Here is a 15,348-nt window from a genome sequence, read left to right as displayed (position 1 = left end):
CATTGGCCTTCAGATGCGTCGAATCCGTATAGAGCACCGTGCCATCGACCAGGCCGTGGCGGATCGCCTGCTCCACGATTGCATCGAAGATGTCCTGCGCCACGGACGTATCGTTGAAGCGGCGGCGGCGGTTCTGGGAAAGCGTAGAGGCATCGAAGACCGGATCCGTCAGCTTCATCCGGAGAAACCAGCGATAGGCCACGTTCACCTCGATCTCGCGCATCAGTTGGCGCTCCGAGCGGATGCCAAACAGGTAGCCGATGAACAGCGCCCTGAACATCAGCGTCGGATCGAGCGGAGGCCTGCCATTGTCGGCGCAGTAAAGGCCGGCAACACGATCATGGATGAAGGAAAAGTCGATCACCGCGTCGATCTTGCGAAGCAGATGACCCTTCGGCACCAGGCTGTCGAGCGTCACCATCTCGAGGGCCGTCTGTTCGGGAGCAGGTTTCTTCAACATGTCCCAGTGAATCACAAACCCCTGGATGTGACCAGAGGTTTGTCAGCAGTCTGACGGCCGCGCAAGGCGCGGCCGTCCCGGATGTCAGGATGCGTCAGAGCCTAGAGGAAGCCACGGCGCTGCCACCAGCCACCCTTTTTCGGCTTCGCCGGATCGCCGTCCGTGTCCGAAGCCGCTTCCGACTTCACCACCGGTTCCGACGAGGCGATGTTGGAGCCGCGGTTGGCACGCACGGGCTTGGATTCTTCCTCCACGCTTATGGCTTCTGAGACCGGTGCTGCCGGTTCGGCAACCGGTGTGGCAGCGACCTCGACGGTTTCAGCGGCGACCGGTTCAGGAGCGACGGGTGCTTCTACCACAGCCGGTGCTTCCACCGCAGTAGCTTCAGCGGCCAGGGCTTTCGGCGCAGCGTCTTCTGAAGGTTCGACGGCAGCCTTTGCCTTGCGGGTCCGGCGCGGCTTGGCAGCTTTGACCTCTGCCGGTGCCACGGTCGCTTCTACAACGACGTCCGCCGGAACCGTCTCGGAAACCGACTCGGCGACATCTGCGGATGCTGCAATCGCTGCATCTTCTTCGCCAGCCGATGCATCGTCATTGGCCGAACCGCTGTCTTCGCCTTCGCCGGATGCCGAAACGTCATCCTCGCCCTGGCGATTGCGACGTCCGCCGCGCTTGCCACGACGCCGACGCTTGCGGCGCTGGCTTTCCTCGCTGTCATTGTCGCTCGATGCGCTTTCGATGCCTTCGGCCTCGCCACGCGCCTGCGCGGTATCACCGTTCTCGTCTTCGTCGCCTTCGCCGTCCTCGTCGTCGGAATCCTGCTCGTTGCCGGAGGCCTGCTGGGTCGTGTCACCGTTGCGATCGCGGTTGCGGCGGCGGCGGCGGCGCTTGCGCTTGCGGCCGGCCTCATCACCTTCACTGCTCTTGGCTTCCTGCTGCACGACCGGCGCCGCTACGGCGACTTCATCCTCGGCTTCGTCCTCGTCCATCTCGATGACGATATCGTCATCCTCATCATCGACCGGGATGGAGGCAAACTGCATCAGGCTCTCGATCTTGACCGGATTCTCGACCGGCTCGCCACGATCGATGGCGAAATGGGCCGATCCGATGCTCGGATCCGATTCGATGTAAATCGCCAGGCCAAAGCGATTTTCGTAATCCACGACGCTACCGCGCTTCTGGTTGAGCAGGTAGAGCGCGATATCCGGCGTGGTGCGCACGGTGATATCGTGCGTGGTGTTCTTGAGCAGATATTCCTCGACACCGCGCAGTACATGCAGGGCAACGGAAGACTGCGAGCGCACATGGCCCGTGCCGCCGCAATGCGAGCAGACCTGCGTGGTCGATTCCAGCACGCTGGCGCGGATGCGCTGGCGCGACATTTCGAGCAGGCCGAAATGCGAGATGCGGCCGACCTGGATGCGGGCGCGGTCGTTCTTCAGGCAATCCTTCAGCCGCTTCTCGACAGCGCGGTTGTTGCGCTTCTCTTCCATGTCGATGAAGTCGATGACGATGAGGCCGGCAAGGTCACGCAGACGCAGCTGGCGTGCCACTTCTTCGGCCGCCTCCAGGTTCGTCTGCAGCGCCGTTTCCTCGATCGAATGCTCGCGCGTCGAACGGCCGGAATTGACGTCAATCGCCACCAGCGCTTCCGTCTGGTTCATGATCAGATAGCCGCCGGACTTCAGCGTTACCTGCGGCTGCAGCATGCGGTCCAGCTGCGCTTCGATGCCGGAACGGGCAAAGATCGGGTGCAGGTCGCGATAGGGCTGAACCACTTTGGCATGGCTCGGCATCAGCATCTTCATGAAGTCTTTCGCTTCACGATAGCCTTCTTCGCCCGACACGATGATCTCGGAAATATCCTTGTTATAGAGGTCGCGGATCGAGCGCTTGATCAGCGAGCCTTCTTCATAGACGAGGCAAGGTGCAATCGAATTCAGCGTCAGCGTGCGGACATTTTCCCACAGGCGCATCAGATATTCGAAATCGCGTTTCACTTCGACGCGCGTGCGATTGGCGCCGGCGGTGCGCAGGATGACGCCCATGCCCTGGGGAACTTCCAGCTCGCGGGCAATTTCCTTCAGACGCTTGCGGTCGGTCGGCTGGGTGATCTTGCGCGAAATGCCGCCGCCCCGTGCCGTATTCGGCATCAGGACCGAGTAACGGCCGGCCAGAGAGAGATAGGTGGTGAGGGCTGCACCCTTATTGCCGCGTTCTTCCTTGGCCACCTGCACGAGCAGGATCTGCCGGCGCTTGATGACTTCCTGGATACGGTACTGCTTGCGTGGCTTGCGGTAGACGCGGTCGGGAACCTCTTCCATCGCGTCTTCGGCGCCGACGGACTCGATCTCTTCCTTTTCGTGGATGTCGTCGTCGTCGTCATCGTCTTCATCGTCGCGGCTGCGACGGTCCATGACGTCTTCCGAAATGGCATCGGTCTCGACCATGGCGGCCATGGTGTCCGGCGTGCTGTCCTCGCTTGCATCAGGCGCAGTATCGTCAGACTCGGCAGCGGCTTCACTGGCCTGCGCCAGATCCTCGGCGACCGGCTTCTTGCGGGCGCGGCTGCGGCGCGGTTTGGCCTTCGGCTTTTCCTCGGCGGCAGGCTCGGAAATTTCCGACACGGCCTCGATGGCTACTGGCTCCTGGGGCGCGCTTGCAGGGGTCGCATCAATCTTGGCGACGACGCCGACATCCGGCTGATCGACAGTTGCCAGATCGATGATCGGATCCGCGTCATGGTCGGCATGGCGACGTTGATCTTCGGCTTCTGCCTGGAGCAGGGCCTGACGGTCGGCAAGCGGGATCTGGTAGTAATCGGGGTGAATTTCGGCAAACGCCAGAAAGCCGTGTCGATTGCCGCCGTAATCGACGAAAGCGGCCTGAAGCGACGGCTCCACTCGGGTCACTTTGGCAAGATAGATATTGCCGCGTATCTGTTTCTTGTGTTGCGATTCGAAGTCGAATTCCTCAATCCGGTTACCCCGAACGACTACGACCCGCGTCTCCTCTTCGTGAGACGCGTCGATAAGCATTTTGTCTGCCATTGAATATCTGCTCCTCGGCGCGCACGCGCATACGCCGAGGAGCCTGCCATCATGACAGGCTGGTCGTGCTTCGCGTCCGTTTCGCCGGATAAGAAAATTCCCGTTGGATTGGTTCGTAGCGGCACTGGCCGGACGCCAAACGGAGCCTTGGGCCCCATCAGCGTTTCCAGGTAATGCAATCCGTGCCGCGACATCAAAGACCAGACGAGAAAGACGATACAATAGACCCGCCAGGGGTCCGATGAATTTGCTCCCGATGAGCATGGATGGCGAACCATCCGGCACTGTCTCCGGCCACCGCCGGTTCGTATAGAGTTTCAGGTTAAGTGTGGAGACGGCGGATGTCTGCGGTCCACGGCGCCAGATCAAACATGCTGGCAGCCTATCAACAGACTATCCCGTCATCACTTAAACCCTCATAACCCTTGTATGTTTTATCCGTCACAATAGCAAGCGGAAAGCCGGTTATGCCTTATTATGGATCAAATTGCCGGCCTAAACCCGATCGAGCGTTGCAGGCTGCAGGGCATGCACGGCGATGCGCCTGTTTTGGCGGGCGACCGGCAGTTGGTGTACAAGGCGAATCACGCAAGCAATCTGACATTGAGGAGCGGGCAGGACGGTATGGTGCGAAAAAATGCGTATGCAGGGCAGGGGCTGATGTCGGCCGCGCGGGTGTTGCGCGCTGTTTCATCGGTGATCCTGCTTGGCCTGGCGCTTGCCGTGCCCGGCCCGCTGGGTGCCAGCGAAACGGCCACTGACGATCCTTTGCTGGCGTTCAGCGCGCGGATTGCCGGTGACGATGCGCGCACACGCGTCGTGGTCGATTTCGACGGGGAGCCGCAGTTTTCCGTGCATTATGTCGCCGCACCGGAGCGCATCATCATCGATCTTCCTGCGACCGCCTTTGGCTTTCCCGCGCATGATCTGGCGGCGCGCGGTCTGTTCAAGGATATCCGCTATGGTGCGATGGGCGAGGGAAGTGCGCGCATGGTGTTGACGGCGATCCGGCCGGTGAAGCTGGTGCTGGCGGAGGTGCAGAAGAATGAGGGGCAGGGCTATCGCCTTGTTCTGGACGCCGAAATGACCACAAAGGAAGATTTTGCCGAGCGGGTGAAGGCGCAAACCTGGGTGCAATCGGCCGCGCTCGGTGTCAAGTCAATGCAGGACATGACCGGTACGGCAACGGTGGATGCTGCCAATGACGGCATCTTCACCATTGCCGTCGATGCCGGCCATGGCGGGATCGACGCCGGAGCTGCGGGCTTGCGCACCAAGACGCCGGAAAAGGACATCACGCTCGCCTTTGCCAAGGTTCTGGCAGACAAGTTGAACGCGCAATCTGGCGTCAAGGCCTTTCTCACGCGGCGCAATGATACCTTCCTCTCTCTCTCCGAGCGGGTGACGCTGGCACGCCAGGGTGGTGCCGATCTGTTCATTTCCCTGCATGCCGATACGCTTGGCCAGAAGAATATCCGGGGTGCAACCGTCTACACGCTCTCGGATACGGCATCCGACCGCATGGCCGCAGCACTGGCCGCGCGTGAAAACCTCTCCGATGAACTGGCCGGCTATTCGATCGACAGTGGCCCACCGGAAGTCGCCGACATCCTTCTGGATCTGGCGCGGCGCGAAACCCAGGCATTTTCGATTTCGCTGGCGCGTCGGGTTGTCGGTTCCTTCGACGGGCAGATCGGCCTCATCAACAATCCGCATCGGGCGGCCGGCTTCCAGGTGCTGCGGGCGCCGGACATCCCCTCCATCCTTCTGGAGCTTGGCTTCCTGTCGAACGAGGAGGACGAGAAACTGCTGCTCGACGAGGCCTGGCGCGACAAGGTGGCAACACTTCTCGTCGATGCTGTCATCCGCTACCGGGCACAGTCGGTTGCCGGTGGCGGCTGATGAAAGCGTGGCCGCGAAGCGACATCGGGCTGCGAAAGGCTAAAAGCCCGGCCAATGTGCACGGCTTCCTCTGTCCAACCGTGGATGGAGCCCTATTTTCCTCACATTCCAGCGTTTAGTCGCACATCAGGTGGCCGAGGAAGCGTGACACGCCGGTCTCTGGAACGCCAAGGCTTGCACTTGGCAAAGCGTCCGTGCAAAACGCCCTGAAACATGACATGGTGCGGCGACGCGCCAGACAATACTTATAGCGGTAGCTTCGAATGATCAGATTGCTTGGATATTTCTTCGGACTGGCCTGCATTGCCTTCTTTGCGGTGGCCGCCGTTGTTGCCGTCTATCTCGGCGGCGTATCCAGGGATCTGCCCAATTACGAGGTTCTGGCCTCCTACGAGCCACCGGTTGCCACCCGCGTGCATGCCGGCAATGGCGCGCTGATGGCCGAATATGCGCGTGAAAAGCGGCTTTTCCTGCCCATTCAGGCCATTCCGGACCGGGTGAAGGCTGCCTTCCTCTCGGCTGAAGACAAGAATTTCTACAATCATCCGGGCGTCGATTTCTGGGGCCTTGCCCGTGCCGTGGTCAACAATGTGCAGAACATCGGCTCTGGTCGCCGGCCGGAGGGTGCCTCGACCATCACGCAGCAGGTGGCGAAGAACTTCCTGTTGTCTGCCGACCAGACCATCGACCGCAAGGTCAAGGAAGCGATTCTCTCGTTTCGTATTGAACAGACCTATTCGAAGGACAAGATCCTCGAGCTTTATCTGAACGAGATTTTTTTCGGCATGAACGCCTATGGCATTGCCGGCGCCTCGCTCACCTATTTCGACAAATCGGTGACCGAGTTGACGATCGCCGAGACGGCCTATCTCGCCTCTCTGCCCAAGGGCCCGGCCAATTACCATCCTTTCCGCCATGAACAGGCAGCGCTGGAACGGCGCAACTGGGTTATCGATCGTATGGCCGAAAACGGCTACATTACGCTGAGCGATGCCGCGGAAGCCAAGAAACAGCCGCTTGGCGTCAAGGTTCGCCGCGGTGGCTCGTCTCTGCTTGCCACTGACTTCTTCTCGGAAGAAGTGCGCCGTCAGATCATCGAGAAATATGGCGACAAGGCTCTCTATGAAGGAGGCCTTTCCGTGCGCACCTCGCTGGATCCGCAGATGCAGATCATGGCGCGTAATGCGCTTCAGCGTGGCCTGGTGGAATATGACCAGCGCCGCGGTTTCCATGGCCCGGTCTCGACGATCTCCATGGCCGGCGACTGGGCGAGCGATTTTGCCAAGATGGTGCCGCTGCGCGATGTACCCGAATGGAAGCTGGCGATGGTCAACGGCGTCTCGGCCGCCCGCGTCGATATCGTGCTGCAACCGCAGACCGTGGCCGGCAAGGTCGATGAGACCCGTAAGACGGGACAGATTCCCGCCGGCGAGATGAAATGGGCCTTCCGCGATGCCAAGGGGGCGCGCAAGACGTCCACGACGCCAGAGGGCGTGCTGAAGGCCGGCGATGTTGTCTATGTTGAGCCCATCGAGGGCCGCGACGCTACCTATCGCCTGCGCCAGCCTCCGAAGGTGCAGGGCGGCATGGTGGTGATGGATCCGCATACGGGTCGCGTGCTGGCCATGGTCGGCGGCTTCTCCTACGGACAGTCTGAATTCAACCGCGCCACCCAGGCCATGCGCCAGCCGGGTTCCTCATTCAAGCCGCTGGTCTATGCCGCAGCGCTCGACAATGGCTATACGCCGGCTTCCGTGATCCTTGACGCACCGATCGAAGTCGTGTCGGGCGGGCAGGTCTGGAGCCCGGACAATTACGGCGGCGATTCCGGCGGACCTTCGACCCTTCGCCTGGGGATCGAGAAATCACGTAACCAGATGACCGTGCGCCTGGCGCAGGACATGGGCATGGAGCTCGTGGCCGAATATGCCGAGCGGTTCGGCATCTATGACAAGATGGCGCCGCTGCTTTCGATGTCGCTCGGCTCTGGTGAAACCACAGTCCTGCGCATGGTGTCGGCCTATGCCGTGATTGCCAATGGCGGCAAGCAGATCAAGCCGACGCTCGTGGACCGCATCCAGGACCGTTACGGCAAGACGATCTTCCGCCACGAAGAGCGCGCCTGCGAGGGCTGCAACTTCAACAGCTGGGCCAATCAGGATGAGCCGACGCTGATCGACAACCGCGAGCAGGTGCTCGATCCGATGACCGCCTACCAGATCACCTCGATGATGGAAGGTGTCGTGACGCGCGGTACAGCTGCCGGCAAGATCCCGGTCAAGGATCGCGATGTAGCCGGCAAGACTGGCACGACCAATGACGAGAAGGACGCCTGGTTCGTCGGTTTCACGCCGGATCTGGTGGCAGGCCTCTATGTGGGCTTCGATACGCCGGCGCCGCTTGGTCGCGCCGGCACCGGCGGCGGTCTGGCGGCACCGATCTTCGGCGATTTTCTGGCTCAGGCAGCTGCTGTGACGCCACCGAGCAAGTTTCTGGTGCCCAATGGCATGCAGTTGATACCGGTGAACCGCAAGACGGGCATGTTTGCCAATGAGGGCGAACCCGACACCATCATCGAGGCCTTTAAGCCCGGTACGGGCCCGGCCGATAGCTTCTCGGTCATCGGCATGGACCAGCAGATGCCACCGGAAGAGATTCTCAAAACCTCGCCACAGGCCCAGCAGGCCGTCACCTCCGGCGCCGGCGGCCTGTTCTGACAGCGTCTGCCTGACGGGAAAAGCCTGCCCGCCACAGATGCTGGCGGGCTTTACATCCCTCCTGCGGCCAATTATGCACGGCGCCATCTGCCCGAAAGGACAAAGACGAGACTATGCGCAACGAAACCCTGAATATTGTCGACGAAATCAAGCAGGCCGTAAGCCTGCTGAGGAGGCATCTTTGACTGGGATCAGGCGGTAAGACGACTGGACTGGTTGAACAACAAGGCTGAAGATCCGAGCCTTTGGAATGATGCGGCGGAAGCCCAGAAGCTGATGCGTGAGCGCCAGCAGCTGGATGATAGCATCAACGGCGTGAAGGCACTCGAGCAGCGCCTGAAGGACAATCTCGACCTGATCGAGCTTGGCGAGGAAGAAGGCGACGACGCCATTGTGCGCGAAGCCGAGGATTCTCTGAAAGGTCTTCGCAACGAAGCCACGCGCCGCCAGGTGGAAGCCATGCTGTCGGGTGAAGCTGATGGCAACGACACCTATGTGGAAGTGCATTCCGGCGCCGGCGGTACCGAAAGCCAGGACTGGGCCAGCATGCTTTTGCGCATGTACACCCGCTGGGCCGAGCGTTCGGGCTTCAAGGTGGAACTCCTGGAAGTACATGACGGGGAAGAAGCCGGCATCAAGTCGGCGACAATCCTCATCAAGGGCCACAATGCCTATGGCTGGATGAAGACCGAATCGGGCGTACATCGACTCGTGCGCATCTCGCCCTATGACAGCAATGCGCGCCGCCATACCTCGTTCTCGTCGATCTGGGTCTATCCGGTCGTGGACGACTCGATCAATATCGAGATCAATGAGAGTGATTGCCGCATCGACACCTTCCGCTCGTCAGGCGCCGGCGGCCAGCACGTCAACACCACCGATTCGGCTGTGCGCATCACGCATATCCCGACCGGTATTGCGGTGGCCTGCCAGCAGGAACGGTCACAGCACAAGAACAAGGCCAAGGCCTGGGACATGCTGCGCGCCCGCCTCTACGAGGTCGAGCTGAAGAAGCGCGAAGAGGCTGCCAATGCGGAAGCGGCATCGAAGACGGAAATCGGCTGGGGACACCAGATCCGCTCCTACGTGCTGCAGCCCTACCAGCTGGTCAAGGACCTGCGCACCGGCGTGGAAAGCACCGATCCGGATAGCGTGCTGAACGGCGAGCTGAACGACTTCATGGAGGCCGCCCTTGCACACCGCATCAGCGGCGGGGCAGGCGCGGACGTGGCCGATATCGACTGATCAGCCCGACCCCCGTGACAAAGACATAGACGGCGCATCCCCGGACCGGGATGCGCCGTTTTTCGTTCAATCAGAAAACTGTTCGGCCAGAATGCGTTCCGACCAGGAATGATCGGGATCGGAAAGGATGCGCGCCGTGCGGTCCGAAGACTGCGATATGCGCACCGACAGCACGCTTTTCACCTCGGTATTATCGGCCACCGCATTCACCGGGCGTTTTTCCGGCTCCAGAATTTCAATCTCGACGCAAACCCTGTCGGGCAGCAGCGCGCCACGCCAGCGGCGCGGACGAAAGGCGCTGACCGGGGTCATGGCAAGAAGCGGCGCCTCCAGCGGCAGGATGGGCCCGTGCGCCGACAGGTTATAGGCGGTCGAGCCGGCGGGCGTGGCGATCATCAAGCCGTCGCAGATCAGTTCCTCCAGCCGCACATGGCCATCGATCGTCACTTTCAGCTTGGCCGCCTGGTAGGACTGGCGAAACAGATAGACCTCGTTGATGGCAAGCGCCGTGGACTGCGTCCCATCCGCATTGATGGTTTGCATCTGCAAGGGATGCAGATCGTTTTCCACCGCCGCATTGATGCGCTCATGCAGGCCCTCGCAACGATAGTCGTTCATCAGGAAGCCGACGGAGCCGCAATTCATGCCATAGATGCGTTTGCCGGTGTTGATGGTCTGGTGCATGGTCTGGAGCATGAAGCCGTCGCCACCCAGCGCCACGACTACGTCCGAATCATCGATCGGAGCATGGCCGTAAAGGCGGGTCAGCTGCGCCAGCGCCGTTTGCGCTTCGGGCGCGGGCGAGGCCGTGAAGGAAAGACGTAGGCTGTTCAGCAACATGGGCGCCCCTCTGGATTGACGCCTTGGTACAGGAAAAGCGCAAGCCACGGCAAGCCTTGGCAGTTCAGCGCTGCACGCTCTCTTCTGGGGAGAAGCGGCATCAAGCCAAATTTCCCTGCCTCAGCCTCTTTACAGAGAGCGAGAATATGCTAATTCCGCTCCCGTGTGCCCTTGTAGCTCAGTTGGTAGAGCACCTGATTTGTAATCAGGGGGTCGCGGGTTCGAACCCTGCCGGGGGCACCACTTTTTCTCCTCATCCTGACCTTCGCTGCAAGACCCGTGCAAAACGCGCAGGCGCTTCGCCGGCTGGCGCTGTGTTGGTCAGTGTCGTCATGTTCGCGCAACCTTTGCTTGCCGAGTATTAGAAAAAACGAGAAAAACTTCAAATTGAATTTATTCCTTCAGGCTCGATTAGACTCTCCAGCCTAGATTTGGGATGTCGGACGGTGCAGTGGCATCGCGACCGTAATGAATGCGGGTCCGGCCTGAGCAACTGTAGCGCTCCATGAAGGCCTGAGGCGCATCGATTCCAGCGCACGGCCCTTTCGGTAGACGGAAAACAGTCATCCAGCACATGGGACATCAATAGCTGCTCGCGCCCCTCCATGGCGTTTTCGCACCCCCGTCTCCGCGTGCCTGCCCAGTGAAAGTCCTGCAGTCTCCCGGAGGTTTGGAAATGTCGTCTATCTCGTCCGACAATGCACTTGAGATCATCGCCTTTCGCCTCGGCGAACAGAATTTTTGCATCCGCACCACAGCCGTTCGGGAAATCCGTGGCTGGGCGCCGTCGATGCCGATCCCCAATTCACCCGATTTTGTGCTTGGCGTGATGAACCTGCGCGGCACCGTCATCCCCACCATCGACCTTGCCCATAGGCTTGGCATGGCGCCGGCTGAGCGGACCGAACGCAGCGCCATTGTCGTGGCGGAAGCCGGTCCGGTCGTGGTCGGCCTGCTGGTTGACCATGTGACCGACATGCTGACCGTGCCGGGTGATCAATTGCAGCCGGTTCCAGATGTCTTCTCCTCCTTCGACAGCCGCTATTGCGATGGCATCATCACCCATGAAAACGGGATGATCTGCTTCATCAACCTTGAGCGGCTGTTCGAGAATGACGCGATCCCGGAAGCGGCCTGACCGACAAGACTGGGCGGCTGGGATGGCCCGGCTGCGTGATGATCCAAGGGAGATGAGCATGACGAAAATGATCCGTGTTCTCGGCCTTCTGTCGAGCGTCTGGCTTCTAGCGTCTTCGGCGTTTGCGCTGGATGCGCCAAAAGGGCCTGTGGTGCTGACGGTCAAAGGCGCGCTTACGCATGCCAATGTGGGCGATACCGCCCAGTTCGACCTTGCCATGCTCGAAGCGCTGGCCGGGCGGACCGCCAAGGTGAAAACACCCTGGACCGATGGCGAGCCGAGTTTTTCCGGCCCTCTGCTGCGCTCCGTACTGGATGCGGCGGGCGCCAATGGCGAAACGCTGCTGGTGAAGGCGCTCAACGATTATTTCGCCGCGGTGCCGGCATCCGATGCAAGGCTCCTCGACACGATCCTGGCCACCCGGTTGAACGGCAAGCCGATGTCCGTGCGCGACAAGGGCCCGCTGTTTTTGATCTATCCCTTTGATCTCGATCCGGCGCTTTACAATGAGAAATACTTCTCGCGCTCGGTCTGGCAGATCAAAGAGATAGAGGTACGCCCGTGAATTCTGAAACGCCCTTCAGCGGTGATGTGATCCGCAGGGCAAGCCGTACCACGGCGGTGCTGCAGGTCTTTGCAGTCATCCTGCTTGCCATCCTGGTGTCCGTCTACATCGATATGTCGAATCGCCAGGGCGACTTGCGCGATACTGTGCGGGAAAACGCCATGTGGTCGGTCTACCAGCTGGACCGCGAGACCCATGATCTCGATCATCAGCTGCAAAACATGCTGGCTTCGGGCAATCTCGGTCCAGACGCGATGCAACAATTGTCGCTGCGCTACGACATCGTCTATTCGCGGATGAACATCCTGCGCGATTCGAAATTCGAGCAGAATTTCCTGGTGGATCAGGGTGTTGCCGAGCAATTGAACAAGATCCACCGGGTGATTGCCAACAGCGAGCCAATCTTTGATTCACTTTTGCGTGGCGAGCCGGCATCTGCCAAAAGCCTCGCCACGCTACGCTATGAATTGTCCGTTCTGGCGCGCGAAACGGCGGATCTTCTCGTCTACACCAATACCACGATCAGCGCGGAGCGTGCCCAGAGCCGGATCGAGCTTGGCGCCTTGCAGCGTAAGTCGATGTTCGTCATCGGCTTCCTTGTCCTTTCCGTCGTCTTCCTGATCGTGACATTGCAGCGCCAGTTGCGCAGCGTGCAGGCCGCCGGTGTGAGCCTGGAGGCGATGGCCGATCAGTTGAGCGTCTCCTACAAGGCGGCAGAGGCCGGCAATCGGGCAAAATCGCAGTTCATGGCCACGATGGGCCATGAGATCCGCACGCCGCTGAATGCCATTCTGGGCATGGTCGAGCTTCTGGAACTCACCCGTCTTTCACCGGAGGCTTCGGCGCAGATCCGCACCATCCGACGCTCCGGCGAGGCTTTGCTCGATATCATCAACGAGATCCTCGACTATGCCAAGATCGAACACGGCAAGCTGGAACTGGAAAGTCGCCCAATAGACCTCGTGCTTCTGGCGGAAACCTCCGCCGAGATGATGCGCGGCCGTGCCACGGAAGCGGGCAACCGCATCATGGTAGACCTGCCGCATCGCTGGCGTGCCCGCTATGTCGTGTCGGACCCCACGCGCCTGCGCCAGGTCATGCTGAACCTGATGAGCAATGCCGTCAAGTTCACCAGCCATGGCATGGTCACGCTGCGCCTGCGCCAGATGCTGCACCAGGGTGAGTTGTGGCTGCGCGTGGAAGTGCAGGACAATGGCATCGGCATCGATCAGGATGGCCGCGCCAAGCTGTTCCGGCCGTTTTCGCAGGTGGATGCCAGCATCAGCCGTCGCTATGGCGGAACGGGGCTCGGGCTTACCATCTGCAAGGAGATCATCGACCGGTTCGGCGGTCGGGTCGGCGTCGACAGCGAAGTCGGGCTGGGCAGCACCTTCTGGTTCGAATTGCCTGTCGAGGCCACTGAGGCCCGGCCGCAGGAAAACACCGCGCCGGCCAATAGCACGCTCGATGTGCTGCCTGTGCTGCGCATACTTGTTGCGGAAGACAACAAGGTCAATCAACAGGTGATTCTCGGCTATCTGAAACATCTGGGACAGGATGTCGTTCTGGCTGAAAATGGCGAACTTGCCGTGGAATGTGCGGTGGCCGAACGTTTCGATCTCATTCTCATGGATATGCAGATGCCGGTCATGGATGGCATCGAGGCGACACGGCGGTTGCGAGGATCGATGGGGCTTTCGGCCGATACGCCCATCGTTGCCTTGACCGCAAATGCCTCGGAAGAGGATCGCAGGCTCTGCCTTGAGGCCGGCATGGCGGGCTTTCAGGCCAAGCCCTTCAGCATTGCCATGCTGCATCGGCTGATCCGCGATACGGCCGGACAGCGGACACGAACGCGCCCGGTGGCGCAACCCGTACCGCAGTCCATTCCGCAGGCAGCGCCAAAGGCGGAAACGCCTGTTGTGGAAAACAGCGCCATGCCTATGCCGGTGAAGGAACCGGAACCGGGTGCAGCCAAAGCACCGGTTGATGATCTCCTGTCGCAACGGCGTCAGGAAATCGCCGATGTGCTGGGCCCCGACGCCTTCGAAGAGTTGATGACAGCCTTTTTCGACGATGCCGTGGATCTGCTGTCGGATCTGCGCAGCGCCATGCAGGGCGGACGACATGACAAGCTGGATGGGCTTTTGCACAATCTTAAGGGTGCCGCTGCCAATATCGGCTTTTCAGAGATTGCGCATGTAAGCCAGTCCCTGCGTCAGTCCACGCCCAGCATCGATGACATAGAACAGCTATCGCAGAAGATCAGTGCCGCCAGAACGCGCAACGCGGCCTAAGGAGGAGAAGAATGAATATTCTCGTGGTCGACGACAACAAGACCAACCTCACGCTGTTGAAGAAGCTGGTCAGCTCCGTGGACGGTTGTACTCCAATCGCTTTCTCCAGTCCCGAGCAGGTCCTGCACGCCATGCCGGACCTTGAGTTCGATATCGGCGTCATCGATTTTCAGATGCCGGTCTATAACGGTATCGATCTTCTGCTCGAAATCCGGCGCTTTGAGAAATATCGCGACAAGCCATTCGTCGTGGTGACCGCCGATGGCGATACAGGCACGCGCATGACGGCACTGAATGCCGGAGCGATCGACTTTCTGACCAAGCCGATCAATCCGCTGGAATTCCAGGCGCGTATTCGCAACCTCGTCGCCCTGACAGATGCGCGCAACCAGCTGGCCGATCGTGCCGAATGGCTACACCGCGAGGTGAACAAGGTGGTGGAGGAGCTGCGCGAGCGTGAGCAGGAGATCATCTATCGCCTGACGCTGGCGGCCAGTTACAAGGATCCGGAGACGGCACTGCATACGCTGAGGGTCGGCGCCTATTCGGAAGCCATTGCCAAGGCCTATGGCCTTGATGCCAAGACCTGTACCGATATTCGAATCGCAGCGCCCATGCATGACATCGGCAAGGTTGGCATTCCCGATGCCGTGCTCCTGAAGCGCGGAATTTATGACGATGAGGAACGGGAGCAGATGCAAGGCCACACCTCCATCGGCTGTCATATCCTCGGTCAATCACGGTCCAGCCTTTTGCAGCTGGCTGCCGAAATTGCCGGTGCGCATCACGAGCGCTGGGACGGGCAGGGCTATCCGATGCGGATCTCCGGTGAGGCGATTCCGCTGGCCGGCCGGATTGTCGCGATTGCCGACAGTTTCGATGCCCTGACGACCGCGCGGCCCTACAAGGAAGCCTGGACCGTGGATCGCGCCATCCAGCATATCCGTGATCGCGCCGGAACGCAGTTCGATCCGGCCTGCATCGATGCCTTCGTTCACGCTTTGCCGCAGATCCGCGAAATCATGGCGCTTCGCTCCGATGCATCGGCAGCGGCGGCTGAATAGTTAGGCGGGTGACACGCCAGCGTCGCATTTGCTCAGGCAGATGCGACGCATTTGAAACCAGAGCTGG

At 60.4% G+C, this 15,348-nt stretch carries 10 protein-coding genes and 1 tRNA gene; 8 read left to right on the top strand and 3 right to left on the bottom strand.

The annotated features are described in order from the left end of the window. Together E8M77_RS17940 and E8M77_RS17935 are read right to left on the bottom strand one after the other, a co-directional pair. A partial coding sequence (locus E8M77_RS17940; protein WP_137131980.1) for a transposase occupies nucleotides 1–460 on the bottom strand: 460 nt, incomplete at its 3' end. Nucleotides 461–561: 101 nt separating this feature from the next. Further along, entirely contained in the window at nucleotides 562–3,513 is a 2,952-nt protein-coding gene (locus E8M77_RS17935; RefSeq protein ID WP_137131979.1) for a ribonuclease E/G, read from the bottom strand. Between the two features lie 660 nt (nucleotides 3,514–4,173). Between E8M77_RS17935 and E8M77_RS17930 the strand changes: the two genes are divergently transcribed. The 3 genes from E8M77_RS17930 (at nucleotide 4,174) to prfB (ending at nucleotide 9,377) form a co-directional block, all read left to right on the top strand. Next, complete coding sequence (locus E8M77_RS17930) at nucleotides 4,174–5,415, top strand: N-acetylmuramoyl-L-alanine amidase (protein ID WP_137132003.1); 1,242 nt, start codon at nucleotides 4,174–4,176, stop codon at nucleotides 5,413–5,415. 263 nt (nucleotides 5,416–5,678) lie between these two features. Further along, a complete protein-coding gene (locus E8M77_RS17925; protein WP_137131978.1) occupies nucleotides 5,679–8,132 on the top strand; it encodes a penicillin-binding protein 1A in 2,454 nt (817 codons plus the stop codon). Nucleotides 8,133–8,245: 113 nt separating this feature from the next. Beyond that, nucleotides 8,246–9,377, top strand: a protein-coding gene (prfB, locus tag E8M77_RS17920) for a peptide chain release factor 2 (RefSeq protein WP_170975923.1) whose coding sequence is annotated in 2 segments (ribosomal slippage) — nucleotides 8,246–8,314 and nucleotides 8,316–9,377 — 1,131 coding nt in all. Because the reading frame shifts where the segments join, the coding sequence is not laid out codon by codon here. A gap of 66 nt (nucleotides 9,378–9,443) precedes the next feature. On the opposite strand, the gene E8M77_RS17915 is transcribed toward prfB, so the two are convergent. After that, complete coding sequence (locus tag E8M77_RS17915) at nucleotides 9,444–10,217, bottom strand: NAD kinase (protein ID WP_137131976.1); 774 nt, start codon at nucleotides 10,215–10,217, stop codon at nucleotides 9,444–9,446. A 167-nt stretch (nucleotides 10,218–10,384) separates the two neighbouring features. Here E8M77_RS17915 and E8M77_RS17910 point away from each other — a divergent pair. The 5 genes from E8M77_RS17910 (at nucleotide 10,385) to E8M77_RS17890 (ending at nucleotide 15,281) form a co-directional block, all read left to right on the top strand. Continuing rightward, nucleotides 10,385–10,460 (top strand) — tRNA-Thr (locus tag E8M77_RS17910). A 433-nt stretch (nucleotides 10,461–10,893) separates the two neighbouring features. After that, a complete protein-coding gene (locus tag E8M77_RS17905) occupies nucleotides 10,894–11,355 on the top strand; it encodes a chemotaxis protein CheW (protein WP_137131975.1) in 462 nt (153 codons plus the stop codon). 58 nt (nucleotides 11,356–11,413) lie between these two features. Next, complete coding sequence (locus tag E8M77_RS17900; protein WP_246659313.1) at nucleotides 11,414–11,920, top strand: molybdopterin-dependent oxidoreductase; 507 nt, start codon at nucleotides 11,414–11,416, stop codon at nucleotides 11,918–11,920. Continuing rightward, nucleotides 11,917–14,217, top strand: coding sequence for an ATP-binding protein (locus E8M77_RS17895; protein ID WP_246659312.1), 2,301 nt, complete (start codon nucleotides 11,917–11,919; stop codon nucleotides 14,215–14,217). The genes E8M77_RS17900 and E8M77_RS17895 overlap by 4 nt, the downstream gene beginning before the upstream one ends. An 11-nt stretch (nucleotides 14,218–14,228) precedes the next feature. Continuing rightward, nucleotides 14,229–15,281: an HD domain-containing phosphohydrolase gene (locus E8M77_RS17890; protein WP_137131974.1), complete on the top strand. Its 1,053-nt coding sequence runs from the start codon at nucleotides 14,229–14,231 to the stop codon at nucleotides 15,279–15,281. Nucleotides 15,282–15,348 lie beyond the last annotated feature (67 nt).

The organism is Rhizobium sp. FY34 (assembly GCF_005222845.1).
Lineage (GTDB): Bacteria > Pseudomonadota > Alphaproteobacteria > Rhizobiales > Rhizobiaceae > Neorhizobium.
The sequence above is the reverse complement of the archived record's forward strand: the minus strand, read 5'-3'. Positions and strand labels throughout refer to the sequence as shown.

Excerpts from the sequence above, each read along its gene's own strand:
- E8M77_RS17890 (WP_137131974.1), top strand. The coding sequence starts at position 14,229 with ATGAATATTCTCGTGGTCGACGACAACAAGACCAACCTCACGCTGTTG.
- E8M77_RS17915 (WP_137131976.1), bottom strand. The coding sequence starts at position 10,217 with ATGTTGCTGAACAGCCTACGTCTTTCCTTCACGGCCTCGCCCGCGCCC.
- E8M77_RS17905 (WP_137131975.1), top strand. The coding sequence starts at position 10,894 with ATGTCGTCTATCTCGTCCGACAATGCACTTGAGATCATCGCCTTTCGC.
- E8M77_RS17925 (WP_137131978.1), top strand. The coding sequence starts at position 5,679 with ATGATCAGATTGCTTGGATATTTCTTCGGACTGGCCTGCATTGCCTTC.
- E8M77_RS17935 (WP_137131979.1), bottom strand. The coding sequence starts at position 3,513 with ATGGCAGACAAAATGCTTATCGACGCGTCTCACGAAGAGGAGACGCGG.
- E8M77_RS17930 (WP_137132003.1), top strand. The coding sequence starts at position 4,174 with ATGTCGGCCGCGCGGGTGTTGCGCGCTGTTTCATCGGTGATCCTGCTT.
- E8M77_RS17900 (WP_246659313.1), top strand. The coding sequence starts at position 11,414 with ATGACGAAAATGATCCGTGTTCTCGGCCTTCTGTCGAGCGTCTGGCTT.